Raw genomic sequence first — 23,174 nt, 5'->3', positions numbered from 1 at the left:
AGATCAATATGAGCATACGGGTAGCAATTTTTGATGATAACAAGAACATTCGCAACAGTATCATTTTACTACTGAATACAGATCCTGCATTTGAAATGGCCGGGACATTCAGTGACGCAAAGAATTGTGTGCAGGACGTTCTGTTGTCGAGGCCTGACGTCATTTTAATGGATATTGAAATGCCTGGAACTGACGGTATACAGGCAGTGAAATTATTAACAAAAGAATTTCCCCATATTCAGATCCTTATACAAACGGTGTTTGAGGATGACGAGCGGGTGTTCGAGTCTATTTGTGCCGGTGCTTCCGGATATATATTAAAAAATCAATTGACCAATTCCCTGACGGATGCAATAAAAGAATTACAAAGCGGCGGATCCCCAATGAGTCCTTCCATCGCCAGACGGGTTTTAAATCTTTTGCAGCAAGGCTATAAAGGAAAAAAGCAAGATGCGATTGATGATTATAAACTGACCATACGTGAAAAAGAGGTCCTTACCGCTCTTGTAAACGGTCTAAGCTACAAAATGATTGCCCATGATCTTGGTATCAGCTATGAAACAGTGCGCAGTCATATGAAAAATATCTATGAAAAGCTACACGTAGCATCGCTCACAGAAGTAGTAGCTAAAGCGATACATCAGAAGCTTGTTTGATAGCTGCCGAAGGCTATTTTAATTTAAGATCATAGCCTAAACATCTTTTAAATGAGCACGGAACCTCACTCAATTTAACCGGTCTGTCTTTTCAATTGAGCGGTATGGCTTATTCAAGAAATCGCCGACGACCTTATTAAAGAGGTCTTTGTAATTTAATGGCGTGGCATGTCCCGAATCAGAAACTATCCATAAATAAGCTTTGGGGATATTCTCAAATATCTCTAACGTGTGACGGGTATTGATCACATCATGATCCCCGCCGATGACTAATACGGGACAGGTAATTTTCTTCAGATCCTCGATCTTAATATGGGGTTCATGAGTTAATAAATGCAGCAGTTTTAAATGATCTTTTAAAGCTACTGCTGGTTGATTGATTGTTTTTAATGAATCCACACCTTTGTGATATGCATCCATCACCATTTTCTGTAAAAACGGGTCTACTGCTGTTGTATCCGGGCGAAGGTTGGCGCCTGTTACTGCAAGTTTTTTTACTTTGTCCGGATGGTTGATCGCTAATAACAAGCCCTCGATTCCGCCATCGCTCCAGCCGATGACATTTGCATTTTTAATTCGCAGGTGATCTAAAAGTGCATCAAGATCGTCGGAGATCATCTCGTAGCTCAAGGAATCTTTATGGTCAATGGTTTTTCCCTGCGCGCGGCTGTCAGCCAGTATCACCTGGTATTTTTTCGCAAAGTAAGGTATCTGGTACAGGAAGTTATTGATAGAGCCACCATTGCCATGAATAATTAATAATGGTTCCCCCTTACCGTATACCTCGTAATACATCCTGATACCTCGTATATCTGCATATTTACCAACGGCTTTATTACGTCCGTAATGGGTAGTATCCATCATTTTACGAAAATTTTGCGCATGTACTTTGGCGGTTGTCGCAAGAATAAGTACGATACAGAACAGGTGAGTTAATCTTTTCATGATGTTGTCGTTATTATCTTATTTTTAAATACTTGCAGCGCTATCAATTGCTGTCTGGCCCTTCCTTAATTACTTTCGATATTGGTTAAATTCCCTCGCCATAATATCGAATAAGCACTTGGAACACAATTCATCTTAGCAATTCTTCTATGGATTGTTTACATAAATCAAGACTATTATAATTCCTCATCTCCTCATTAAGCTTTAGGGTATTGTTGCGATAAGAAGGGTTTTTCATGATTAAATTTGCTGCTGCAAAGATGGCTTGCGGGGTCGGACTTTCGGTTTTCAAGTCGATTCCTAATCCAAAGTGTTCAACCCGTGCATTGATCTCATTTTTAAGCTCTAGCACACCAGCGCAAACCATAGGTACTCCGTAGCTGATACTTAGAATAGTTCCACCATAACCACCGTTCGTTATGAATACAGATACATAAGGCATTATATCGTCGAATGGTATAAAATCTTCAACTATTATATTTTCAGCGCCATATTTCTCCCTGAGCTCTTTTGTTCCGCTTCCGCCAGTGGTTGCTATTACCAATATGTCTTTAGATTTAAAAGCGTGTAGCACCGGCACCAATAATTTGTTCACATCACCTTCAAGCGTTCCCTGGGTCACGAGTACTATCTTTTTATAGTTATTCAGCCGTTCATCAAACCATGACATTTGATTACCTGGTGCTTTGTAAGGCTTTAGTGCACCTACAAATCTGATGTTGTTTCCCATGTCGCTGCGCTTATATTCAAAGCCCGGCGTACCTATTTGTAAATAGATATTAGCTTCTTTAACTAGTGAATCGAAAATAAAGGATCCCTTTATCTTCACACCATAATTATTAAGATCTGATCTGTATTTGACGATCAAATCTTCAATTAACCTGTATTTCTGTTTATACAGGTCTGCATAATGTTGTCGTAGTTCATCCGTATAGGCGGGGGGTAGCCCCCTGCCTGCAGGCGCGGTGTCAATTGAATCTTCGATCAGAGGCACGACGCCTACCGCGATAACTGGTACGCCAAGTTTGTATCTAACAAGGGGCAGCGCCGAAAACATGCCGTCAGCAACAATTAAGTCAAATCGGAATTCACTATTATAAATGGCTGATATGTCCTCAAAATATTCCTCAGCCCGGTCAATAAAAAGATTCTTGAGATAGAGCTTCCCTTTTTCGGGGCCTGTTGCTGTTTTAAATTCCGGAATAGCCGTTTGGATATTTTGGCCGTTAAGTTCCTTAGCTGTAGTGAACTGGTGGTGAACTATATCTAATCTCTCAAGCTTGTTGCCGAATATTTTGGAAGTATACCAGTGTACGTCGCATCCGCTCTTCTGCAACTCTTTTGCCAATCCGGTGAGTGGGTTAAAATGCCCATCCGTCGGAACATTCGCAAATAATATTCTTTTTCCGCTGAGTTCGTCTTTCATCCTGCTTATTGATTTGATACTAAATATTCTCATGCAAAATTCTCCTTTTAACAGGAATTTATCCATCCCCAATATCGGGCAGCTACTATAGGTGGTCTTCAATTTCCGCTTTTGGGAAAAATCTCCATCACACTCAGCCAAATGTGCATTCCCTGGCTGCGGTGTAGTGCGCACCTTTGTAATGTCAAACGACAATAACAATTAACAAAAAAACATAAAACCACAAAACTTAAGACAATGAAAACACTTATCTCAACTATCGCCCTGGCCGCTTCAATGATCATCAGCCAAAGTGTAAATGCTCAGACCAAAAGAACACCTGCATCTGCAGGCCGTGACGAGTATATTGAAGTAGAAAAGAATGTAAAGCTGCACGTGACCGACCTTGGCGAAGGGCAGCCGATCGTACTGATCCACGGCTGGCCGCTGAACGATTCGATGTACGAGTACCAATACCAGTATTTCGTTCATAAAGGTTTCCGTGTGATCGGCATATCATTAAGAGGTTTCGGCCAGTCAGACAGGCCTTATGGCAAATACGACTTCGACACCTTTTCAGACGATATTAAGGTAGTGCTGGAAAAACTGAAAATAGAAAAAGCCGTACTGGGCGGCTTTTCGCTGGGCGGCGCAGTGGTGACCCACTATGCAGCCAAATATAACGGCGCCCACATCAGCAAACTGGCTTTATTCGGAGCAGCAGCACCATCATGGAAACAACGCGCTGACTATCCTTACGGTATTACCGATGACGGTGCAGCCGGCCTGATCAGGAACTTAGAGACCAACAGGCAGGAAGTGATCGGAGGTTTTGGTAAAGCCTTCGGCGCTACCGAGACCAGTTTGCCGGCCCCTACTGCCAACTGGTTGGTCAACATGAGCGCTGATGCCTCACCTTATGCAACTGCACGCGCCATCATGGCACTGCGTGACCTTGACCTGCGTCCTTCACTGGCCAAGATCAAAATACCGGTAGCCATTTTCCACGGTACCCAGGATAAATTGTGTGACTTCGTTTTCGCCGAGCAATTGCACAAAGGCCTGAAAAACTCTTACATCGTAAAATTTGAGAAAAGCGGACACGCCTTGTTCGTAGAAGAATTGGACAAATTCAACACCGAGCTTGAAAAGTTCGCCAAATCTTAATGCATCAGATCCGATTTTACATCAAATGGAACAGGCATTCTGATTATCAGTGCCTGTTTCTTTTTTAACATTAAATCTTATCATATGAAAAATTTGACAACCATTATTTTAGGTGCAAGTAGCAACGAAGAAAGGTATGCCTATAAGGCCGCTGTAAGATTGTTGGACCACGGCCATACCATAATTAACATCGGCCATTCTAACGGCGTTGTAGCCGGAACGCCCATTGAACTTCCCGGCAAGATCCACGTCAACATAGATACGATCACGATCTACGTCGCCCCACATAATCAAACTGCATTATACGACTATGTTCTACGAACCAGACCCAGACGGATCATTTTTAATCCCGGAGCAGAGAACGAAGAACTGAAAGAGTTGGCCCAAGAGCAAGGCATTGCCGTTGAGAACGCATGTACGCTTGTTCTTTTGGCTACAGGTCAATATTGATCAGGCCGGATAGAGGCTAAAGGTAAGTTATAACTCAATTGTACTGGCCGGTTACCTGCTGATAAGTACCCGGTTTGAGTGACCTGCCTACCGCCATTGGTCATTGTTGGCTGGCAGCCTGTCCGGCATCTTTGCACTAAAAATTAATATGAAAAACAAATTAAATTTAGTGATGATCGCCTTGGCCGGGCTTTCGATCGTCGGATGCAGCAAAGACGAAAGAGATTACAATGATCAGCCGGTTCAAGCCGATGTGATAATTGCTTCAGGTGATAGCTCGGCAATTGCTGGTAAGCTTGTTGCTTTCAGGGAACTTGCAGGTAAAAGTTTAAACAATAGCCCGGGTGCTACGGGCGGACGAAGAGAGATCAATTGGGATGCCGTCCCTGCAGATCTTTTGAACAAGAATACATTTCCGTCAGATTTCTTCAATGCTACAGAAAAGGATGCTGCTGACGGGAGAAAGCGCGGCATATCGTTCTTACCGGCTAATACCGCCTTTAGAGTAAGTGATAATAATTTCGCAGACATCGACCCCGCCTTAGGTAGCCAGTTCGGCGCATTTAGCAAAAGCAAAACATTCAGTCCGATAGGATCTACGATAACAGAACTTATGTTCACTGTTCCCGGAACCAATACCGCTGCCTATGTTAATTCTTTCGGTGTGATCTTCTCGGATGTTGACAATGCAAGTGCAACAGCCGTTGAAGTTTATGAAGGAAATACACTGTTGGGAAAAGTCAGGCCAACAGCAGCTGATAAAAAATTCTCATTTGTGGGTATTCATACAAAAGGTCATAAGATCACCAATGTCAAGATCATTACCGGTAACAAGGCGATCAGTGCCGGGGTTACGGACGGCACGACCAGTGACATGGTTATCATGGATGACCTGATCTACAGCGAACCGAGGCCCTATTCATCCAATTAAATTCATTTAATAACTATTGAATTAAGGGAAATAAGTGCCTGAGAACGCGATATATATCCATTCTTTCAGGACCTGACCTTTGCCAAATTTGCAATTATAAATCTGTTCGTATGGCTGCATACGCCAGGCCTCAATACCGGCCCGGACGGCCGTAAGACTTTAAACAATAACGATAAAATGAAAAGACAGCAAAACCGCACTTTAGGTGCATTCGAAAAAACTTTCTGGTTATTGGATCAGATCGATTCAAAAGACTTTGTATTGGCCGGCGAAATAGATGGCCTGAAACCCGCAGAGGAATGGCGGAAAGCGATAGACCAAGTTCAGCGCCGCCACCCCAATTTATCAGTGAAGATCACAATTGACGAGTTCTCACGTCCGGTGTTTGAACATGTTGACGACCTGCCAATACCTCTTCGCGTCGTACACGCTGAAGACAATTACTCATGGGAACAGGAAGCTGAAAAGGAACTTGCGCTTAGGTTTGATACTGCTAAAGGTCCTTTGTTAAGAGCAGTACTTGTTCAAAAGCCTCATTCGACTGTGCTGATCCTGGCGGGGAACCATGCGGTTGCGGATGGAACTTCGATCAGTTATTTATTCCGGGACATTATTAAAGCGGTATCAGGGCAGGAACTGCAGATGATGGACCCGCAGCCATCAAACGATGATACGCTTGGTCTTCCGGAAGACATAGCGATCCCTAACACTGGCCAGGTTCAATCATTGCCAAATGTTTTCAAGAAGGTCTCACCGAAAATATCCAGTAAAAGGATCGATGAAGGAACGAGCCAGGGAATATTAGAACGTGCAAGACTCGAAAAAACAACTGTACATGGAGCCTTGTGTGCGGCTGCATTGATCGTTTCAAGAAGAATGCGTGCTGATTTGAACGACCGGAAGATCGAGCTGATCTCTCCTATATGCTCAAGAAGACCGCTGAAACTGGATGATAATTATGGTCTCAATATCACCACGCATGCCGTTTACTTCGAAGGTGAGCAGGAATTGTCTTTCTGGGAGATCGCCCGCCTTGCTAAAGCAGGCCTGGAAGGTACAGACACCGAAGAACATGTAAAAAACTATATTAATTTTTTCCGTGGCATCGTATTCGGAAGTTCAGACCTTCATAACATGATCGAGATATTGAAAGGGCCATTCAATCAGGAATTAATGGTCACTAATCTGGGCCGAGTAAAATTCGATACCGATTTTGGCGACTTAAAGCTGAAAGCCATTTATGGTCCCATGGTGCGTTCCGGTAAGGGCATGGAGCAAACGATTGGCGCGATCAGTAGCAACGGTTCATTATGCCTAACGAATACTAGTGATAATCCCATACCAGGCATGTTAGACGAAATGGAAGCACTTTTAGCCGAAGCCTGCGAACTGGAGCAGGTTGCAGCTAATTAGATCCGATTCTATTTAGCGACGTTGAAATACAAGAAAAACCCGCAATTGATATTGCGGGTTTTTTTATTAGGTGTATCTTACAAAATTCACTTTAAACAATTTCAACATCAAACCGCTTTGACAAGTGAATTATACTATTTATCCACTTGAACCGGCCTGATGATATTATACTAACGCTAATCGCCTGGTGCTTAGCGTTGCTGAATATATTAGGTTTCCTATTTTTTGTTCAAACTTACTATATCGACATAGAATTCCATTTTGGTTACTTCGCCATGATAGCTGGTATGACGTGTGATACGTTCCTAAAAGTAGTTTAGAGAAAGCGATGGATCGAAGTTGATATTCGCTTTGACTGCCGGTTTCCTCCAGCCCCATTCAAAACAACATGTATTCATTCGTACTCGGTATGTTAAAGGGTTACCGTCAAACTTTTCCTGAACTTTAAGCTGATTCTCTAGCGAACAATTATCAAGTATCATTTGTACCGGTACGGATGCCCGGAAAAAAGCGCAGAACTTTTGGAGAGGATGAAAAGGCTTTTAATCGATACTTAACGAGATTAATTATACGGTAGAAAAAAGGAAGAATGGGGTGCGGCGGTAGTAATTCCGGTCAAATGTATTTCTGCAACGTTAGTGCCTTTCTCTACGAGCATTTGTCGCTTTGAAATTGCTGCCTTTCAAGTACCCGGTAAAACGCAGGAGTAGCCACGCAGATAGCCGTCCGGAAAAAGTGGTCATCCCTGAAATTTACTACTATGTTGTGATCTTGTGGATTTTTAGAGGCATCCGCAACAAATGGTGTATCGCAAAAATGATGGCTCATCATAGCGGCTTAGATGTGAATCTGTATATAAAAAAGGAGAAGGATGATCTTGAGTCCGTATATCAAGCTTTGTTTTAAACAATGATAATCAGCATTAGGTATCAAACATTCGCTGATTCAATCACTAGCTATCATATTTGGCTTCCCCGGATCAGATCATTTGTAATATTTCCAGTTCTGATGCATCCTTTAATTTTTCCAGAACCGTTTCCGGTAAATAAGGACGACCGCCGGCGGCGGGGATACAGGTACCGGAGAAAACCGCTTTAGTTACTACTTTTTTATTCAGCAGTATCGTTTGTTTAAAATGCAATTTTGGGAGTTTATCCTTGTCCCTGAAAACCTCACAGGTGACAGAGAACTCATCGCCTTTTTTTAAAGAGCGGATAAAGTTCAGGCAATAACTGGAAAGGACCATATAAACGCCATTTCTGGCCTCGTTTTCAAAATCAAATCCGAGAACTTCTCTTATAAAGTCGTGACGGCACCACTCCATGTAAAAGGGGTAATAGAGGCCATCCATGATACCTTGAACATCGATGTGTTCTTCTTTTGCAATATATATTTGTGAATAGGACATAAAAAATTTGTTAAAATTAGGTGGATAGGTTATTTCTGTAAATCACGCAAAACCTTGGCTTAACGGCTACTTATTCAGCAGTTTTGTTTGCCGTTTTTCACAAGTAAGTTCAATCTCGGGAAAGTCAATAAAATGGCGGGCAATTAGCGCATAGTCCATATTGCCTGCCACTTTTAATGAAGTCCGTAATGATCGTTCATCAATTTTACGAACAACCTGCCCGGTAATATCTTTTTGAGCGTTGGTGCGATCGTTTGTCCAATGGCACCAACCAGGTAATTTTGTTTTGGCTTACCGGCTTCTACGATATGACATATCTTATCAGCTACATCCGCCGGATCACCTCCTTTATCCTCATCAGCTTCCATGCTCTTTATTGCGGCATTAAAATCATTGGCTAATTTTTCATTAGGAAAGCTAAAGGGTAATTTCTGCCTGTTACCTGTAAAAGAAGTTTTAAAATCTCCGGGATTTATAACAGCTACATCGATTCCGGTACTAAATAATTCCATCCTTAAACTTTGAGAATAGCCTTCGATAGCAAATTTGCTGGCGCTGTATAGCCCTTGATAAGGAAGGCCGATAAGTCCGGCAATGGAACTGATATTAATGATCAGGCCCGCATTTCTCTCTATCATCCCAGGCAGTACAGCACTTGTCGCGCTTACCACACCAAAAAAATTCACCTCAAACTGAGACCTTGCAGCCTCGACAGGCATGTCATATAAGGGTCCCGCGACACCGTTCCCTGCATTATTAACCAAAACATCGATCCGGCCTTCTTTAGCAATGATGCTATTGATAACTTCCTTGACTGATCGGCTATCGGTAACATCCATTCGGATTGCAGTAAAGGGATAGCCGTGTTTATTCGTTATGGTTCTGCTCACGCCATAAACCCTGTGGCCTTCTTTGGCCAAAGCCCTAACGGTGGCCATCCCTATACCTGTGGAAGCACCGGTGACTAATATTATTTTTTTCATCTTCTTATCTGTTGAACGGTAGAAACCATTAAGCTCTCTGCCTGGGTTAAAATATCTGTTACGGTCAGCAGGAGTTGGCTGCATGATCCATGCAGCCTTCTGCACTGCCTTTGGTTCACTGGTTAGGCCTTTTTATCGGGAAAGTTTTTCAGTTTTTTTGCTCACTGGATTTTTGCTTTTAATTAAGCGTAGTTCATGTTCGAGGCTATCTACTCTCAGAATTTGCTCCTTCAATGCACCGATAATTAACGGGACAAGCCGTTCCGGTTCAACTACGGGCTGATCTGTAGCGGTAGTACTGTTCTTTCCAGCTTTTAACCAGATGGTTTTTGTACCGATCGCAAAGGGTAATATTTCCTGAATGTTGCTAACATCCATGCTGTATTGAGCTTTCTCCGTATTTTCATCCGCATGCATGGCCACAGGACGCAGCTGCATTATAATGGATGAATAATTATTTACAGCGCTTTGTGGATAGCCAGCAGGTTTAATTTGTGCACCTGCATTGAACGCGGAAGCCGCCATCATCAGGGCAGCACTTAATTTAAAGTAATTCATAACGGTCTGTTATAGTTTATTGATTTTCTACCCAATAGTTGCGGGTATAATCTTTGCCTCGGGTAGTGCTGAGATCTGCCTTGACTTCATAATTGGTTACCGCCAATTCGTTCATCAGGTCCCAATGCTCTATACTTAGGGAAACCCTGATGGCAGGCTGTTTTTCCAGGCGTGTCCTGAGGAAAATCGCGATCTGTTCGCCCAATTGTTCAGGTAATATCTTCCTAGGCTGTTCTGCTCCGGGGTCAACAGCTAAATTTTTTGCGGTAATTATGAAGCCCTCGGGTATATGATCGCTAGTTATTATCATTTTTCTTATTTTAATAAAACAATGAGCACCGGCCCTTTATACCAGCACGCTCTTTTAATATTGATGTTCTATGAAACACTGTTGATGGTTCGATAGTGGCTGCAAAAGTATTACCGGAGCCATGAGTTAACTATACCTTAAGATGGGTATCATATCCCCTAAAGCGGTGAATATTGATTGGAATGTTTAAATTTTAGTTTGAGTTGCAGGTGTTTGGTGGTTTTATAATATATGGCCGTTATACCGTAGATTGCGTAACGGCATATGAAATAAACACGGAACATGGGTCCTGCAAACCACCCTATCTTACATTAGTTGATCGATTACACCAGCTAGTTCTGCAACATCTTTTTAATTGGCTTTAGGACATAAAGTGTTTGGAATTGCTGATAGTCATCAATAGAGGTCTTGGAGGAAACCAAGCATTTAAATTGTATGCAATCTTCCCGCTCTGATGTATATTGAGGTTTTTTATAAATTAAGCCTTCTACGCTATAAGGAGGCAACACACCATTAGTCGATCTTTTAGCATATCCAGCGAGCATCACGCCAGACTTCTTGGAATACTGGCTTCAGAGCAACCATGAGGTAATTAAATAATCGTGTTGAGTGACTCATTTGCCGGGAATGACATTGTTTGATATTGAACACGGCGTATCATTTACTTTCTCTAATTTCATGTAGATCGTTCTCAAGGTAATCCAGGTCCAGGTAAAAGGTGTCTTTGACCTTCGTTAATGACCACAATGCAACTCCAAAACAAAGTATGCCAACGATGATGGCTGCGACAACCATTGAACTTAGAAAGGTGGTAAAGAAATTAAGGAGCAACATCATAGGAACGACTGCGCCACGGACAAAGTTGGGGACTGTTGTGGAAACGGTCGCCCTAACGTTAGTTCCGAACTGCTCGGTGACCATGGTAATAAATAATGCCCAGTAACCAGAAGAGATACCCATAAATAGAGTGACCACATAAAAGGCGGCCAGCGAGGCGTTTTGCATTAAAAAGAATGCAACGACGCTACCGGCAGAAAGTAATGTAAAGGCAACAGCTGCTTTGACCCGGCTTTGAAGTAGTTGACTGGCAAGACCGCTTAGCGTTCCACCAAGCACTGATCCACCATAACACAGGGCTACCGCAGTACCGGCGTTCACAACACCGTTTATTCTGAATGCTTTTCCAAACTCAGGTGATAACGATATCAATACACCGACGACGAACCAAAGCGGCAGGCCGATCATGATACAGCGGCAATATTTGCGGAGGCGATCCTTATTACCAATGATCATCATGATGTTTCCCCTCTTTACATTAGTCTTAGTTGCCTGAAGGAATAGCGCTGATTCAGCCACACTTATTCTCATCAGCAACAGGGCTATTCCAAGTGCACCACCAACAACGTAAGAGATCCTCCAATCAAAAAGCTTTGCTGTGAAAAAAGCGGCTACAGCGCCGCTGATTCCGACCACAGCAACAAAACAGGTAGCATAACCACGATTTCGGGAAGGCATCAATTCAGCTACCAATGTGACCCCCGCCCCAAGTTCACCTGCTAATCCGAAGCCGGCAATGAAACGACATACAGCATAAGCCTCAGTAGAATGAACGAACCCATTGGCAATATTGGCAAGGGAATAGATCAGGATCGATCCGAATAATACTGTGAGACGTCCTTTTCGATCGCCTAGTATGCCCCACAAGACCCCACCTACCATAAGTCCGGTCATTTGCAAGTTTAATAGATATATCCCTTCTTGCGTGACCGATCCGCTATTTAAACCGAGCGAGCGAAGGCTGGGCACCCTGATGATGCTAAAAAGGAGCAGGTCATATACATCGACGAAATAGCCAAGTGCTGCCGCTAGGATAGCGGCTACTGGCAATTTGTATTTTGATAACTTAGGATTTGAGTGTTGCATTTGTTAATTTTTAGATACGCATTATCGGCTTATCAGGTAAGTGAATGGCTCCGAACTAAATATTATTATCTTCGGGAAGGCATAAGTCGCATTGGCGAAGCTGGAAAATCTTTCAGCCCGTTATACTTGTTGAAGACCTTAAGATGCTTAGCAATTTGATGAGGCAATGTTCTGGGATATTATCGGCTATCGTTATCGGCTACCGGCCTGAATTCAGGAACCACATTCTTAAATGGACGGGTCGATTTAAGGTACCTGAAAATCGCGCTACAATCTTCATCTGACATCACCGCAAAATTCTGCCAGGGCATAAGGGGTGCAAGCATCCGACCTCCATCCAGCCCTTTAAATTTACCGTGACGAAGCGCGTTTTTAAATTGGGGCTCTGACCAGTTCCCAATACCTGTTTCGTCAGACGTGAGGTTTGCGGCAAAGCTGGTTCCCCAAGGCCCCATTGCAAGGGTGCCGCCTTCAGCAAGAACGATCTGGCCTTTTTTTATAGTTCCTGTGGGGAACGGGGGCACTTTTTTATGGGACGGGTATCCGGAGAGCATATTTAACGAATCTATGGCCGGACCATTTGGCCCCATATATTTCGGTGAATGACAGTCATTACATCCAATAATCGTTACAAGATATTCGCCTCTTTTGATCAGTGCGGCACTACTGGTGTCAGAGGAATACTTCCTTGCAGATCGCCGCAAAGGCGAAACTGAGGATCCGGAATAGATATAAAAGAGGATGATCAGCAGTCCGGGTGCAAAGATCAGTAAGTACTTTTTCATTAGACAGATTGGATTAGGTCACAAAGAAAGCTCATGATATGATCGTAAGCTATCACCTAATTCGGTCAAGGGTTGCCCGGAACTGTGGAGTATTTATTCCACCGGTAATGTTGATGATCTAAGCGAAAGTAGGGAGTTGCAGATTATTCAAATCGGCCATATTTTACACAGTATACTAAGATGGTGATGGAGGTAGAGCAGCGGCGAAGCAGTATATATTATTCATGATAAACGACGCCGCTAGCGTCCCAACTTCCATCTGAATAATTTAAGAAAAAAAGCACAATTCAACTGGCCAATAGGTCGACCGATCTGCGACTAAAGAGTGACTCAATCAATAATGGATACCGATTTATGAAAACTTTGAGAATTTTAAAAACAGCTTCCATGTCATTTTATTGCGGCTGGAGAAAACGCACCAAAATGACCCCTATCGGCCTATCCAAAATACTGGTTATTTTTTTCTTGATAGCGTTAGAGTCACCGAGAGGGAAGCAAGATCGAACACTGTGAGCTAATGGATAAAACGCACCAAAATGACCCCTATAGGCCTATCCAAAAAGGTCCCCTTTGCCAGTGGAAAAGCTAATGTTATAAACCACTTAATGTTTTTAAATTTTCAATGAATTGGTTTTAATCATCTCCAGTGTGGGAGGCTTAAAATGAATTTTACTACTTAGTAATTGAACTTCCATTTTTGCATCCACAAAGTGTAGATTAATTAATGTCAACAAGTTGAGGCATATAAGCAATAAATCAGCACCAAACACAAAAACTAGCTTTGCAACGTCATTAAGTCTATAGCAGTTACTAAATACAATGTTTTTTTACTATCTAATTTTTAAAAGGAGTATTCAGCATTTGTCTGAAGGTGCACACTCCTTTCACATACATTTTCTAATCTGCAATATGGGCGAGTAACCCGGTTTTATGGGGATCAACATCAGCCGCCAGCACATGCCTGTCTGGATAATCGCCACCGTTTTGCGCCCGGTATGCGATAGGTGCATCTGTAAACAGATCTTCCAGCCTCTTTTCCCATACTCTTTTTTCATCTTCAACTTGTTCTGGTTTAATAAATGTCGAACTATAGATGACGTGGGTCGGCAGTACCTCCATTCCAGGATAAAATAACGCTCCGTGGGTTAAAGGAAAAAGCAATTGTTCAATAGGCCCATTAATACCCCTTGGACTGTAATCCGCTTGCGGACCGCCTGCGTATACTGACACTAAGGCTCGTTTGCCTTTTAGAATTCCCTCCCCGAAACGAAATTGATTTGTACCGTTCTTATAGCCGTAGGCAAAACCAAAAGCGTAAACTCTTTCTATCCATCCTTTTAAAATAGCCGGCATGCTGTACCACCACAAAGGGAATTGAAAGATGACCGCATCCGCTGCCAGCAACTTTTGCTGTTCAGCCAGCACATCTGTTGTTTGAGTTTGCGTGGCATACGCGTTGCCGGACTCATGGATAAACGAGAGCCGATCTCCATTTACCCTTTGCGGAAAATCATGTTCGTCATAAACAGCCTTCCATTTCATGCCATACAGATCCGACAACATGACCTCGTAACCTAGCTGTTCAAATTTTTCTATGCTCGTACTTACCATCGTCCTGGTAAGCGAAGTGGGCTCAGGATGGGCAAAAACGATCAATACTTTCTTTTTAATGATACCGCCGGAACCGCCCGCAGGTACTGTTTTTTTATCTTTTGAGTTTTGCATGTTCAATTAATTTTATGATCAACAAGAACACAAAACTCCGACAGTAAATGCTGTTAAAAAATCAGCTATATAAAGAAATTTGATTAAAGTAGTTTAACTTTTTCCGGTTTTAGGATTGCGAAGTTGAGATAAATAAACCGGTGTAATACCTAAAAAGGATGCTATTGCATATTGTGGCACCTTCTGCAGAATTTCCGGGTATTGTTTAGAAAAATGAATGTAGCGTTCTTCTGCACTCTTGCTCAAGTTGGACAATATTCGTCTTTGCAGGTAGGCAAATCCGCGTTGGGTGATGATGCGGAAAAAACGTTCAAATTTCGGGACCTCTTCTAACAATTTTTGCTCGTCATCATACGTAATTTGAATTACTGTACTGTTGCTCAAAGCTTCGACAAATAGGGTTGCGGGTGTTTGATAAATAAAACTGTTGAAGTCAGAGATCCACCAATCGTCAATTGCTAAAGCTATGGTATGCTCCTGCCCATCGTTACACATAATGTATGAGCGCAGCGCACCATTTACCACGTAACTCCGGTATTTACAAATAAAATCGGGCTGTACAATAAATTGCTTTTTTTTTATTTTTCTTACCCGGAGTTTTGAAATAAATATTTTTTTCTCATCGTCGGTAAGATCGATATACTTTCCGACGGAGGCAAGAATCTGGTCAAAATCTCCCATCTAACAAAAATAGAAAACAATCGGAAAACAACCGGGGTCTTTTATGTCTGATTATTTTTTAAGTTCAAGATAGGACTTATCATACAACTGCTAACTGACGGGGAATGGTATAAAAACTCTTTTATTTCGATATGCAATTAATGATTGAATCATTGAAAAACTTCGAATTGGTTCCGTTTACCGCCGATACGGATTCGACGAAAAACACCCTGCAGCAAAACAGCACGGAAGATCCGTTACGTATATTTATCGGCGCACCGAAATGGAGCGAAAAGAACTGGAAAGGGATCATCTACCCGGTCAAAGCACCTGCTGATCAGTTCCTGAGCCTCTATAGCCGGCAATTCAATACCGTCGAGTTTGGCGCGACCTTTTATAATGCTTACGATGCGGAAGCGATCAGCCGCTGGACCGCACAGGTAGCCGCCTCACCGGATTTCAGATTCTGCCCGAAATTCCCCCAAAGTATCAGCCATATCTGCCGCTTACTAAATGCGGAGGAGCATACGGCGAGGTTCTACCAGAGCTTAAGCGACTTTGGTGAGCAGCTGGGCCCATTGCTCTTACAGCTGAGCGACAACTTTTCGCCAAAAAGTCTTCCCAATCTCCGGAACTTCTTGGAGGAATTGGACCTCACCGTGAAAGTGAGCGTGGAAATCCGGCATAAGGACTGGTTTGCCGATACCGCTGCCCGGAAAGAGCTATTTGACCTGCTGCGCGGCCTGCATGTCGGTACCGTGATCTCCGATACCACCGGCCGAAGGGACTGTGTGCACATGGAGCTGACGACCGGCGACGCCTTCATCCGTTTCGTCGGCAACAACCTCGACCCCACCGACTACCAGCGCCTCGACAACTGGGTGGAGCGCATTGCCCAATGGGGCGACCAGGGATTGCAAAGCCTCTGGTTTTTCCTGCACCAGAATAATGAGCGCTTTGTGCCCCAGGCCTGTGTGTACTTTATTGAAAAACTGAATACCCGGCTGGGGATAGCAGTTAAAGCGCCGGAACTGATCAGCGGAAAATAAAACCTGACCCAAAGGGCAAATTTGTTAAAACATGGCCTTAATTCATCTAAAGTTCATAGCTTTAGTGTTCACCTACATGACCATGGATCGTTTACAAAAATCAGGATTGATTTACTTATACCTGTTGCCGTTATTGGTCGCGATAATCGGATTTGGCATCGGCCAGGTTAGCTACCTGATCTATATCCCCCTGTGGCTCATCAACACCGGTATCCTGGCGGCAGCCGTCTGGCGACTGATCAGACCTGGTCAGGCTGGCAGAAAGTACAACATCCGGGCTTGGGCCGCTGCCGGTGTGCTCCTGATCATTCCCTGGCTATTATTTTCCATTTTCGCCGGCATGGGACCGCTACCAGCGACAATGGCCGCCTGGCTGGCATACGCTACCGAACAACAGGCCAGGTATAGTATTTTGATTGGCGGAGGCATCATTGCACTTATGGGTTTCGCGCTATTGAAGGCAAAATTGCAGGAACAGGGAGAGCAAACCTTTTCGATGTTAGCATTTGCCGCAATGAGCCTGGCTATCCCTTTGTTTATTATCAATATGGCATTCTGGGGCTATTACCTGACCAGTGTGTTTCGCTATTTGGTTACCCTGCCCACCGGTGAAAAACCAGCTTGGTATCCGCCGGTCAAAGCCCTTTTTTACGTGATCTCCGTTGTCGAAGTAGCGTTGATCTATCTCAGCGCCCTCTTGTTGGCGATCTCGCTGAAACGGGCAGGCGTTTTAAGCCTCCGCGCCTGTCGATGGTACATCGTTTTTGCGCTGACCGGCATCGTTTTGGCCGTACTGCCGCCTTTCCTGCCTGAACCCTTCGGGACCTTAGGTTATCTGGCAGCTATTCCGGCGATCCCCTTTATCATGCCCTACCTGATCGGCGTTCGCCTGTTGGTTTTCAGCCGGATGGCACGAGATTGATCAATCCGACCGATGGTAATGATGGAAAGCTGCTTTACAAAGTTATATAAAACACGTGCTAACAAAAACACCCGAGCCTTTCAAGGCGCGGGTGTACAAACATTATGGCCTCAACTATTTACTGAACGATTTTTTGAGCTGATCGACAGCATAAGCTTGCGCCTCAACCGCCTCCGGTAAGACAGTAGCCATCCCAAAGAACTCATGGGTCACACCGTCAAAGTTTTTCGTATCCACGGTCACGCCAGCCGCTTTTAACTTATCTGCAATCATTTCGCCGTCGCTTTGCAAAGGATCGATCTGCGCGGTGATAATGGTGCTCGACGGCAGGCCTTTCAGGTTGGCCGCTACCAGGTTAATGCGCGGGTCTTTCGCTTCGGCCATCGAGTTCAAATAGTTTTTGACAAACCAGGCCATCATCGGCTTATCCAGCGGTTTGGCAGCCGCATATTTTTGGTAAGATGGCGTATTCATGTCCGGCTGCGCGACCGGGTAAACCGCCAGGATATGAACTGGCAAAGCGACCTTTTTATCGCGTGCCGCTATCGCCGCATTCAAAGCCAGGTTACCACCGGCACTCTCGCCGGCCACAGCGATCTTTTTAACATCACCCTTGATCGCCGCTGCGTTAGCCAGCACCCATTGATAAGCGGCAAAAGCGTCGTTATGGGCAGTCGGAAACTTTTTCTCCGGCGCTAAACGATAGGCTACGGACACGACCACGGCTCCCAGTTTATCGGCCAGCGAACGCGCCGAAGCGTCATAAACATCCAGGTTGGCGATCACGAAACCACCGCCATGGTAATACACTACCACCGGGAATGGCCCGGTGCTTTTCGGGGTGTACATGCGCAGGTGGATGGTGCCGCCAGCTACAGGGATATCCTTACCGGAGGTATCGACATTACTTGGTGGCGCAGCGATCTTGTATTGGGCCATCAGGTCTTTGACCGCATCAGTCGGCGTATGGTTTTTACGGGCCTCAACAGCTGTCAGCTGCGGGATCGGTTTGTCGCCATAGCCGGCCAGTTTCTCCATCACCGCCTGCATTTGCGGGTGGATATCCGGTGCCCAGGCCGGTGTGGCGCCTGTGGGCCTAATGCTATTCAGGGATACCGGATTGCCTGCTTCAACCGCAAGGGTATCAATAGCGGAACTGTCGCCGGCTGATTTGTTGGCATTGGACTGACAGGACGCCAGCGCGACCGTAGCGGCCAGCACTGCGTACATAAATGGTTTCATTTTCATGTTTTTTTTTAAATAGATGTATCCTATTTAACAGTGGGTTAACCTAAAGGTTGCCCCGATCAAACATGAAAAAGAACAACTTAAAGTTGTGTAACTGATAGGGCTACAAAGGGACATCATCGCTATCCTCCCGCAGCCAGGGCTTTTTTTCGTCGTATGCCTGAATAGCCTCGGCGATCTTCTCCTGTTCTACTTCGTTCAGGTATCTGCCGACGTATACCCATTCATGTTTATTGTCCTGGTGCATCGCGATCTCCCCCGCCGGGATAATGTCCATGGGTTCATCATCGTCTGCGGAATCCCCTTCCGGGTGATAAGGACTAGCCGTGAGTATATATACGCCGTTGAAAATCGTCTGCCCGTCTTCCTCAGAAGAAACCGGGTCGATGTCCATCTATTCAGAGGTACCATCCTCTTTTTGCAGGATAACCGGGGTGGTGCTGATCATAACGTTATTATTTGTTAATAAAGACAAGCAGCGACAACGTTTGTTTTTTTCTGGTAGCGAATCTGATCAAACGCCCATTAAATATATCCTGAAAATACCTTAATTTTAACCGTGCAAATAAGACCGCTAATTATCGCTTTCATGATCATGTGTCAGGCCGCAGAAGGTCAATCCCTGAAAACCGGCTACGATTCCCTTGTTAATTTCCTGAAAGCAAAGGATGACTTCAATGGTCATATCCTGGTTGCCGATAAAGGTAAGATCGTTTACCAAAGATCCCTGGGCTATGCTGATATTGAGCATAAACGCCCGCTGAACAACAACACACTGTTCAATCTGGCTTCCTTGTCCAAGCAATTTACCGCCACCGCCATTATGATACTGGTAGAACAGCACAAACTGAGTCTGGATTCCAGGCTCGATAGTTGCCTGAACGAACTGTCTTTTTATAAAAATATACGCATCAAAGACCTCCTTACGCATACCTCCGGCCTGCCGGATTACGAGGAGCGGTTTGCAGCGCATTGGGACAGGTCCCATGTCGCGCAGAATCAAGACGTGATCGCATTGCTGGCCCGCTACCAGCCTGCCGTTCATTTTGCGGCCGGTGAAAACTGGGCGTATTCCAACACCGCCTATGTCCTGCTGGCTTCGATCATTGAAAGAGTGTCGGGCATAAGCTATGCTGAATTTTTAAAGCGGCATATCTTCCGTCCGCTGCACATGCGCCGGAGCCGGGTTTTTGTGACGCGGATAACGCATCACGAACTATTAGCCAACAGCGCGCTGGGTTATGTGATGGATCGAAAAACCCGCAAGGCCGTATCACAGGACGCAGTCGAAGACCGGCAGTATGTCAAATACCTGGACGGCATTGCCGGCGATGGTGGCGTTTATTCGACAGCAGCCGATCTCCTGCAATGGGACCGGGCTTTGTACACCACGAAATTGATCAGCAGCCATTCCCTGAGCCAGATGTTTACGCCGGTCAAACTCAACAACGGCAACAGCGCCGGCTATGGTTTTGGCTGGGGCATCGTTACCGGTGATACGACCACCGGAAAATGCGTGGCGCATAATGGTTCCTGGGGCGGATATGACACGCATATCGCCCGTTTTATCGATCGCGACAAAACACTCATTGTCTTGCGAAATGTCCAAAACCATAATCGTGCTTCCGGCGTGTACGAAGCTTATAACGCCATCTTATTTAGGCAGGCCTGGCAACTTCCGACCATTACGCCACCATAAAAGGCACGCCATTTGCTTGGTGAAGATTATGCGCTCAGAAGATTTCAACAACCTGGATTATACCTATAAGACCGAAACGGTATTAAAGGCGACCTTTTTGGCCGAACGGTTCACCGACCGGGCGTACGTCAGGTTGTACAGTCTGGACCGGACCTACATCGAAGTGTTCTTCGATTGCCGGTCATACCTGATCATTCATTTCCGGGCCTTTGAACATACGCTGTTCTTATTGCCTTACCTGGAAAACATTCACGTGACGATTTAAATAAGGAGGAACGATGCCCTGGTACGATGGAGAATACCCGCCAAGCTACAAGAACCAACCGAAACATATCCGCGAAAAAGCCACGGAGATCGCGAATGAAGTGCTGAAAACAACCGGTAATGAAGGTGAAGCCATCGCTACCGGGCTCAAACAGGCACGCGTCCATTTCGAGCACCACCCCGAAGAAGTGCCGGAAAATAAACCCCAATAAATTCCGTCATTCCCTGTGATAGCTGATGTGGTCCGGTATCCAGGCAGCCATGTCCCGGGGTAAAACAAAAGGACCGACTGCCTGAAAGATTGTCTTCACCGGCCAGCCATAAGGGCTGCCTACTTTGACCCAATGGTCCATCAATGGCAGCTGTGCCGGCGTCAAAGGAATATCTTTATTGATCTTTTTACCGCGCCAGTGTGGGCTAAGTTGCTCCAGTTCGTCCGGTGTCAGATAGACCAGGTATGCCGGTTTGCTCCATTTAAAATCGACCAGGACATTCGTCAGCAGCCAGGCGCCGTTCATCCTGATCCAGATCCTTTCTTCACGGAGATCGAGCTTTTCATAGGCTGCGATATTCGGTTTCTTTTATAGATAGCGGGCCACAAGATGGTCGCTTAGCCGGGCCACCGTCGCGCCCCCATCCAGCGAAACCATGCCCTCGTCCTCCTGACGGGTGACCAGTTTGTCCGGCGGATGCAGGGACATTTGATTGTTCAGATAAACATCCAATTTGACCTCGGCAGTTTTCAACGCGGGATAAAAATAGCTATCGGCATTCCCGGCTGAATGCGGCAATCTTCCGCTAAAAATGCGGACGATTCCAGCAAGGTAATCCCATGTATGGCGGCCAAATCCGCCGTTTTCTTTTTGAACTGGTGCGTGTGAAGAAGGTAAGCCCGCGCGAGGTCCATTTTGCGCATCTGTTCAGCCAGGCGGCAGATGCAATCCGCGTCCAACTTTTCCTCATCGTCCAGCTTCAGAAACAAGTAGGCTACAGGAAAGCCCAGCAACCCGCCTTCGACCAGCCAACCAGCCGTCTGGGAACGAACCCGGAAACCCGGAAATAATAGAGATAACCTGTCTTCCATCATCGCAGGCAAAATAGCGTAAAAGCCAAACAATTCAAATAGTTATGGCGGCAATTGGTATGGCTATTGTACCTTCGTTCACTATGTGGAAAGAAATCGATTATTCCTTGGCGACCGAACAGGGCATCCGTCACCTGGTGCTGCAATCCAATTACGAACAGGTGGAACGCGGCCTGATCGACCATGGTGATTATTCTGTTTGGGAAGACCTGACGCCTTTTGATACGATGAGCGACGACGAAGTGGACGCGCACTTTGAAAAGGCGGGACACTGGGACGCCGAACCATATATCGATACACACGGGGTATACCTGGGCATGCTGCACGTCGACCTGTCCAACCCGCAGATCTTTACCTGGGACGGTAAGCCGGAAGACCTGAACCTTGCGCAGCAGGCGCAGCTGGTGGAATACCTCACTAACGCTGAATTCGAGCCCGAGCTTACCTTTGAAGAAGACGAAGCGGGCGAAGACGTTTTTGCGACGATCCCTTTCGAAGGTAAAGAAGGCCTGCAGGTTGATGGAAGTATCATGGTGATCGAAACGTTTAAATCCAAGGTCATTCGTGTCCGGCTCGTACCGCAACAAAGCGGGTATCAAATTTACTTCGATGACGAACCGGTTGGCTTACTCTTACCGGCCGCTAACGGCAGCTGGAAAACCCAACATGCCTTGTTTCAGGACGATAATTTGGTCGCGAGGCTGGGCATGGTTATTTGATCAAATATGTATTCGACCAGCTATTTTTTATTAAACGACCAGGAGCGCGATGTCATCGTTCATGCGGAAACCGGTGTCAAAGTCAATGTATTTGGCCTGGAAGTCGATCAATTCCAGCCAACCAGGGGCGAGCTGCATATCTTTGGAGATGATCATGGCGAGTGGCTGGCCTTTGAGACCGAAGGCTGGAACGGTGAACATTTCGAGGTCATTCAGCAAGCCGTGCTTTGGTATGCGCGTTACCTCGATTACCCACAAATGTCCATTCAAACCGAAGACCCGAGACCGGAGTTTCGTTTACGCAAACATCCGGATAGGTGAATTTCGAGATAGCAGGCAACAGCAATTTTGAAATATCCGCAAGTTCTGAAAAAACCAGGATGTCCCGTCGCTACACAGTATTCACAACGGTTTTAAATATACTTAGCCTAAATATTCCGATGGATTCAACGGCCCTGCTGTGAATTTGTATCCGTTGCTTTTAATGAACATGGAAACAACTCCCGACACGGTTTCATGGGCATAGAAGGTAACAGTTTTTGCTCGGAAAAATTCAATATCTCGGCGATCTCCACCAGGCGATTATAGGTAAGCCGGGTATAACCCAGCTCTATTTTGCTATAGGCATTCTGGGATATGTTGAGTTTTAGGGCCATATAATCCTGTGAATAGTTCCGCAACAAACGCGCTTCACGGATATTGTCAGCCACTTTTTTTAATTTTACGTTTATGTCCAAGTCAAAGATATTTATTAATGACTAAGACACAGGTTTATTGACAGAAAGTTTCACCGGTTGTGCAGCAAATAAGTTGATTTCCCGAAGTGCATCCCCGCTGTCTGTATTATACTACACCTTTCCTGAATAACAT

At 45.1% G+C, this 23,174-nt stretch carries 29 protein-coding genes; 12 read left to right on the top strand and 17 right to left on the bottom strand.

The window, feature by feature from the left end; translation table 11 throughout:
• Window positions 1–8 precede the first annotated feature (8 nt).
• On the top strand, window positions 9–656 hold the full coding sequence (locus ABD894_RS15065) for a response regulator (protein WP_345211884.1): 648 nt from the start codon (window positions 9–11) through the stop codon (window positions 654–656).
• Between the two features lie 69 nt (window positions 657–725).
• Here ABD894_RS15065 and ABD894_RS15060 read toward each other — a convergent pair whose 3' ends face one another.
• The gene (locus tag ABD894_RS15060; RefSeq protein WP_345211883.1) at window positions 726–1,601 is read right to left on the bottom strand and encodes an alpha/beta fold hydrolase; all 876 of its coding nucleotides are present in this window, start codon (window positions 1,599–1,601) and stop codon (window positions 726–728) included.
• A gap of 130 nt (window positions 1,602–1,731) precedes the next feature.
• Complete coding sequence (locus ABD894_RS15055; protein WP_345211882.1) at window positions 1,732–3,027, bottom strand: glycosyltransferase; 1,296 nt, start codon at window positions 3,025–3,027, stop codon at window positions 1,732–1,734.
• Between the two features lie 237 nt (window positions 3,028–3,264).
• Between ABD894_RS15055 and ABD894_RS15050 the strand changes: the two genes are divergently transcribed.
• The 4 genes from ABD894_RS15050 to ABD894_RS15035 all read left to right on the top strand — a co-directional run bounded on the left by ABD894_RS15050 (window position 3,265) and on the right by ABD894_RS15035 (window position 6,967).
• On the top strand, window positions 3,265–4,173 hold the full coding sequence (locus ABD894_RS15050; RefSeq protein ID WP_345211881.1) for an alpha/beta fold hydrolase: 909 nt from the start codon (window positions 3,265–3,267) through the stop codon (window positions 4,171–4,173).
• A gap of 84 nt (window positions 4,174–4,257) precedes the next feature.
• Window positions 4,258–4,623 (top strand): CoA-binding protein, encoded by a 366-nt coding sequence (locus ABD894_RS15045; RefSeq protein ID WP_345211880.1) that lies wholly within the window; start codon window positions 4,258–4,260, stop codon window positions 4,621–4,623.
• A 148-nt stretch (window positions 4,624–4,771) separates the two neighbouring features.
• Entirely contained in the window at window positions 4,772–5,554 is a 783-nt protein-coding gene (locus ABD894_RS15040) for a hypothetical protein (RefSeq protein WP_345211879.1), read from the top strand.
• Window positions 5,555–5,731: 177 nt separating this feature from the next.
• Entirely contained in the window at window positions 5,732–6,967 is a 1,236-nt protein-coding gene (locus tag ABD894_RS15035) for a condensation domain-containing protein (RefSeq protein WP_345211878.1), read from the top strand.
• 648 nt (window positions 6,968–7,615) lie between these two features.
• Here ABD894_RS15035 and ABD894_RS15030 read toward each other — a convergent pair.
• The 9 genes from ABD894_RS15030 to ABD894_RS14990 form a co-directional block, all read right to left on the bottom strand.
• Entirely contained in the window at window positions 7,616–7,798 is a 183-nt protein-coding gene (locus tag ABD894_RS15030) for a hypothetical protein (protein WP_345211877.1), read from the bottom strand.
• Between the two features lie 148 nt (window positions 7,799–7,946).
• The gene (locus tag ABD894_RS15025; protein ID WP_345211876.1) at window positions 7,947–8,375 is read right to left on the bottom strand and encodes an acyl-CoA thioesterase; all 429 of its coding nucleotides are present in this window, start codon (window positions 8,373–8,375) and stop codon (window positions 7,947–7,949) included.
• Between the two features lie 173 nt (window positions 8,376–8,548).
• A complete protein-coding gene (locus ABD894_RS15020) occupies window positions 8,549–9,358 on the bottom strand; it encodes an SDR family oxidoreductase (RefSeq protein WP_345211875.1) in 810 nt (269 codons plus the stop codon).
• Between the two features lie 132 nt (window positions 9,359–9,490).
• On the bottom strand, window positions 9,491–9,916 hold the full coding sequence (locus ABD894_RS15015; protein ID WP_345211874.1) for a hypothetical protein: 426 nt from the start codon (window positions 9,914–9,916) through the stop codon (window positions 9,491–9,493).
• Between the two features lie 16 nt (window positions 9,917–9,932).
• Complete coding sequence (locus ABD894_RS15010; RefSeq protein WP_345211873.1) at window positions 9,933–10,226, bottom strand: hypothetical protein; 294 nt, start codon at window positions 10,224–10,226, stop codon at window positions 9,933–9,935.
• 657 nt (window positions 10,227–10,883) lie between these two features.
• Window positions 10,884–12,149, bottom strand: a complete 1,266-nt coding sequence (locus ABD894_RS15005) for an MFS transporter (protein ID WP_345211872.1) — start codon at window positions 12,147–12,149, stop codon at window positions 10,884–10,886.
• Between the two features lie 179 nt (window positions 12,150–12,328).
• Window positions 12,329–12,934: a diheme cytochrome c-553 gene (locus ABD894_RS15000; protein ID WP_345211871.1), complete on the bottom strand. Its 606-nt coding sequence runs from the start codon at window positions 12,932–12,934 to the stop codon at window positions 12,329–12,331.
• An 897-nt stretch (window positions 12,935–13,831) separates the two neighbouring features.
• Complete coding sequence (locus tag ABD894_RS14995) at window positions 13,832–14,659, bottom strand: NAD(P)H-dependent oxidoreductase (protein ID WP_345211870.1); 828 nt, start codon at window positions 14,657–14,659, stop codon at window positions 13,832–13,834.
• Between the two features lie 93 nt (window positions 14,660–14,752).
• Window positions 14,753–15,340: a Crp/Fnr family transcriptional regulator gene (locus ABD894_RS14990; RefSeq protein WP_345211869.1), complete on the bottom strand. Its 588-nt coding sequence runs from the start codon at window positions 15,338–15,340 to the stop codon at window positions 14,753–14,755.
• Between the two features lie 131 nt (window positions 15,341–15,471).
• Here ABD894_RS14990 and ABD894_RS14985 point away from each other — a divergent pair, with 131 nt between their 5' ends.
• Together ABD894_RS14985 and ABD894_RS14980 are read left to right on the top strand one after the other, a co-directional pair.
• A complete protein-coding gene (locus ABD894_RS14985; RefSeq protein WP_345211868.1) occupies window positions 15,472–16,368 on the top strand; it encodes a DUF72 domain-containing protein in 897 nt (298 codons plus the stop codon).
• 31 nt (window positions 16,369–16,399) lie between these two features.
• Window positions 16,400–17,290 carry a hypothetical protein gene (locus tag ABD894_RS14980; protein ID WP_345211867.1) on the top strand — a complete coding sequence of 297 codons (891 nt, stop codon included), beginning with the start codon at window positions 16,400–16,402 and terminating at the stop codon, window positions 17,288–17,290.
• A gap of 114 nt (window positions 17,291–17,404) precedes the next feature.
• Here the strand turns inward: ABD894_RS14980 and ABD894_RS14975 are convergent, their stop codons facing one another.
• Both ABD894_RS14975 and ABD894_RS14970 read right to left on the bottom strand, forming a co-directional pair.
• On the bottom strand, window positions 17,405–18,538 hold the full coding sequence (locus ABD894_RS14975; RefSeq protein WP_345211866.1) for an alpha/beta hydrolase: 1,134 nt from the start codon (window positions 18,536–18,538) through the stop codon (window positions 17,405–17,407).
• 103 nt (window positions 18,539–18,641) lie between these two features.
• On the bottom strand, window positions 18,642–18,932 hold the full coding sequence (locus tag ABD894_RS14970) for a hypothetical protein (RefSeq protein WP_345211865.1): 291 nt from the start codon (window positions 18,930–18,932) through the stop codon (window positions 18,642–18,644).
• 195 nt (window positions 18,933–19,127) lie between these two features.
• On the opposite strand from ABD894_RS14970, the gene ABD894_RS14965 reads away from it, so the two are divergent.
• Genes ABD894_RS14965 through ABD894_RS14955 form a run of 3 tightly spaced genes read left to right on the top strand, consistent with a single transcriptional unit; the run spans window position 19,128 to window position 20,713 of the window.
• Window positions 19,128–20,237 (top strand): serine hydrolase domain-containing protein, encoded by a 1,110-nt coding sequence (locus tag ABD894_RS14965; RefSeq protein ID WP_345211864.1) that lies wholly within the window; start codon window positions 19,128–19,130, stop codon window positions 20,235–20,237.
• 28 nt (window positions 20,238–20,265) lie between these two features.
• The gene (locus ABD894_RS14960) at window positions 20,266–20,502 is read left to right on the top strand and encodes a hypothetical protein (protein ID WP_345211863.1); all 237 of its coding nucleotides are present in this window, start codon (window positions 20,266–20,268) and stop codon (window positions 20,500–20,502) included.
• A gap of 13 nt (window positions 20,503–20,515) precedes the next feature.
• Entirely contained in the window at window positions 20,516–20,713 is a 198-nt protein-coding gene (locus tag ABD894_RS14955; RefSeq protein ID WP_345211862.1) for a DUF2188 domain-containing protein, read from the top strand.
• Window positions 20,714–20,719: 6 nt separating this feature from the next.
• On the opposite strand, the gene ABD894_RS14950 is transcribed toward ABD894_RS14955, so the two are convergent.
• The 3 genes from ABD894_RS14950 to ABD894_RS14940 form a co-directional block, all read right to left on the bottom strand.
• Entirely contained in the window at window positions 20,720–21,019 is a 300-nt protein-coding gene (locus ABD894_RS14950; RefSeq protein ID WP_345211861.1) for a hypothetical protein, read from the bottom strand.
• 63 nt (window positions 21,020–21,082) lie between these two features.
• Complete coding sequence (locus ABD894_RS14945) at window positions 21,083–21,247, bottom strand: hypothetical protein (RefSeq protein ID WP_345211860.1); 165 nt, start codon at window positions 21,245–21,247, stop codon at window positions 21,083–21,085.
• Entirely contained in the window at window positions 21,244–21,618 is a 375-nt protein-coding gene (locus ABD894_RS14940) for a hypothetical protein (RefSeq protein ID WP_345211859.1), read from the bottom strand. The genes ABD894_RS14945 and ABD894_RS14940 overlap by 4 nt, the downstream gene beginning before the upstream one ends.
• A gap of 11 nt (window positions 21,619–21,629) precedes the next feature.
• Here ABD894_RS14940 and ABD894_RS14935 point away from each other — a divergent pair, with 11 nt between their 5' ends.
• Both ABD894_RS14935 and ABD894_RS14930 read left to right on the top strand, forming a co-directional pair.
• The gene (locus ABD894_RS14935) at window positions 21,630–22,304 is read left to right on the top strand and encodes a hypothetical protein (protein ID WP_345211858.1); all 675 of its coding nucleotides are present in this window, start codon (window positions 21,630–21,632) and stop codon (window positions 22,302–22,304) included.
• 6 nt (window positions 22,305–22,310) lie between these two features.
• Window positions 22,311–22,625: a hypothetical protein gene (locus ABD894_RS14930; RefSeq protein WP_345211857.1), complete on the top strand. Its 315-nt coding sequence runs from the start codon at window positions 22,311–22,313 to the stop codon at window positions 22,623–22,625.
• A gap of 125 nt (window positions 22,626–22,750) precedes the next feature.
• Here ABD894_RS14930 and ABD894_RS14925 read toward each other — a convergent pair whose 3' ends face one another.
• Window positions 22,751–23,041: a helix-turn-helix domain-containing protein gene (locus ABD894_RS14925; protein ID WP_345211856.1), complete on the bottom strand. Its 291-nt coding sequence runs from the start codon at window positions 23,039–23,041 to the stop codon at window positions 22,751–22,753.
• Between the last annotated feature and the right edge of the window lie 133 nt (window positions 23,042–23,174).

It is taken from the genome of Mucilaginibacter gynuensis, from assembly GCF_039541195.1.
Classification (GTDB): Bacteria; Bacteroidota; Bacteroidia; order Sphingobacteriales; family Sphingobacteriaceae; genus Mucilaginibacter; species Mucilaginibacter gynuensis.
The sequence above is the reverse complement of the archived record's forward strand: the minus strand, read 5'-3'. Positions and strand labels throughout refer to the sequence as shown.

Coding starts and splice junctions, on each gene's coding strand:
- ABD894_RS15065 (WP_345211884.1), top strand. CDS start 9: ATGAGCATACGGGTAGCAATTTTTGATGATAACAAGAACATTCGCAAC.
- ABD894_RS15060 (WP_345211883.1), bottom strand. CDS start 1,601: ATGAAAAGATTAACTCACCTGTTCTGTATCGTACTTATTCTTGCGACA.
- ABD894_RS15055 (WP_345211882.1), bottom strand. CDS start 3,027: ATGAAAGACGAACTCAGCGGAAAAAGAATATTATTTGCGAATGTTCCG.
- ABD894_RS15050 (WP_345211881.1), top strand. CDS start 3,265: ATGAAAACACTTATCTCAACTATCGCCCTGGCCGCTTCAATGATCATC.
- ABD894_RS15045 (WP_345211880.1), top strand. CDS start 4,258: ATGAAAAATTTGACAACCATTATTTTAGGTGCAAGTAGCAACGAAGAA.
- ABD894_RS15040 (WP_345211879.1), top strand. CDS start 4,772: ATGAAAAACAAATTAAATTTAGTGATGATCGCCTTGGCCGGGCTTTCG.
- ABD894_RS15035 (WP_345211878.1), top strand. CDS start 5,732: ATGAAAAGACAGCAAAACCGCACTTTAGGTGCATTCGAAAAAACTTTC.
- ABD894_RS15030 (WP_345211877.1), bottom strand. CDS start 7,798: ATGATGAGCCATCATTTTTGCGATACACCATTTGTTGCGGATGCCTCT.
- ABD894_RS15025 (WP_345211876.1), bottom strand. CDS start 8,375: ATGTCCTATTCACAAATATATATTGCAAAAGAAGAACACATCGATGTT.
- ABD894_RS15020 (WP_345211875.1), bottom strand. CDS start 9,358: ATGAAAAAAATAATATTAGTCACCGGTGCTTCCACAGGTATAGGGATG.
- ABD894_RS15015 (WP_345211874.1), bottom strand. CDS start 9,916: ATGAATTACTTTAAATTAAGTGCTGCCCTGATGATGGCGGCTTCCGCG.
- ABD894_RS15010 (WP_345211873.1), bottom strand. CDS start 10,226: ATGATAATAACTAGCGATCATATACCCGAGGGCTTCATAATTACCGCA.
- ABD894_RS15005 (WP_345211872.1), bottom strand. CDS start 12,149: ATGCAACACTCAAATCCTAAGTTATCAAAATACAAATTGCCAGTAGCC.
- ABD894_RS15000 (WP_345211871.1), bottom strand. CDS start 12,934: ATGAAAAAGTACTTACTGATCTTTGCACCCGGACTGCTGATCATCCTC.
- ABD894_RS14995 (WP_345211870.1), bottom strand. CDS start 14,659: ATGCAAAACTCAAAAGATAAAAAAACAGTACCTGCGGGCGGTTCCGGC.
- ABD894_RS14990 (WP_345211869.1), bottom strand. CDS start 15,340: ATGGGAGATTTTGACCAGATTCTTGCCTCCGTCGGAAAGTATATCGAT.
- ABD894_RS14985 (WP_345211868.1), top strand. CDS start 15,472: ATGCAATTAATGATTGAATCATTGAAAAACTTCGAATTGGTTCCGTTT.
- ABD894_RS14980 (WP_345211867.1), top strand. CDS start 16,400: ATGGCCTTAATTCATCTAAAGTTCATAGCTTTAGTGTTCACCTACATG.
- ABD894_RS14975 (WP_345211866.1), bottom strand. CDS start 18,538: ATGAAAATGAAACCATTTATGTACGCAGTGCTGGCCGCTACGGTCGCG.
- ABD894_RS14970 (WP_345211865.1), bottom strand. CDS start 18,932: ATGGACATCGACCCGGTTTCTTCTGAGGAAGACGGGCAGACGATTTTC.
- ABD894_RS14965 (WP_345211864.1), top strand. CDS start 19,128: ATGATCATGTGTCAGGCCGCAGAAGGTCAATCCCTGAAAACCGGCTAC.
- ABD894_RS14960 (WP_345211863.1), top strand. CDS start 20,266: ATGCGCTCAGAAGATTTCAACAACCTGGATTATACCTATAAGACCGAA.
- ABD894_RS14955 (WP_345211862.1), top strand. CDS start 20,516: ATGCCCTGGTACGATGGAGAATACCCGCCAAGCTACAAGAACCAACCG.
- ABD894_RS14950 (WP_345211861.1), bottom strand. CDS start 21,019: ATGAACGGCGCCTGGCTGCTGACGAATGTCCTGGTCGATTTTAAATGG.
- ABD894_RS14935 (WP_345211858.1), top strand. CDS start 21,630: ATGGCGGCAATTGGTATGGCTATTGTACCTTCGTTCACTATGTGGAAA.
- ABD894_RS14930 (WP_345211857.1), top strand. CDS start 22,311: ATGTATTCGACCAGCTATTTTTTATTAAACGACCAGGAGCGCGATGTC.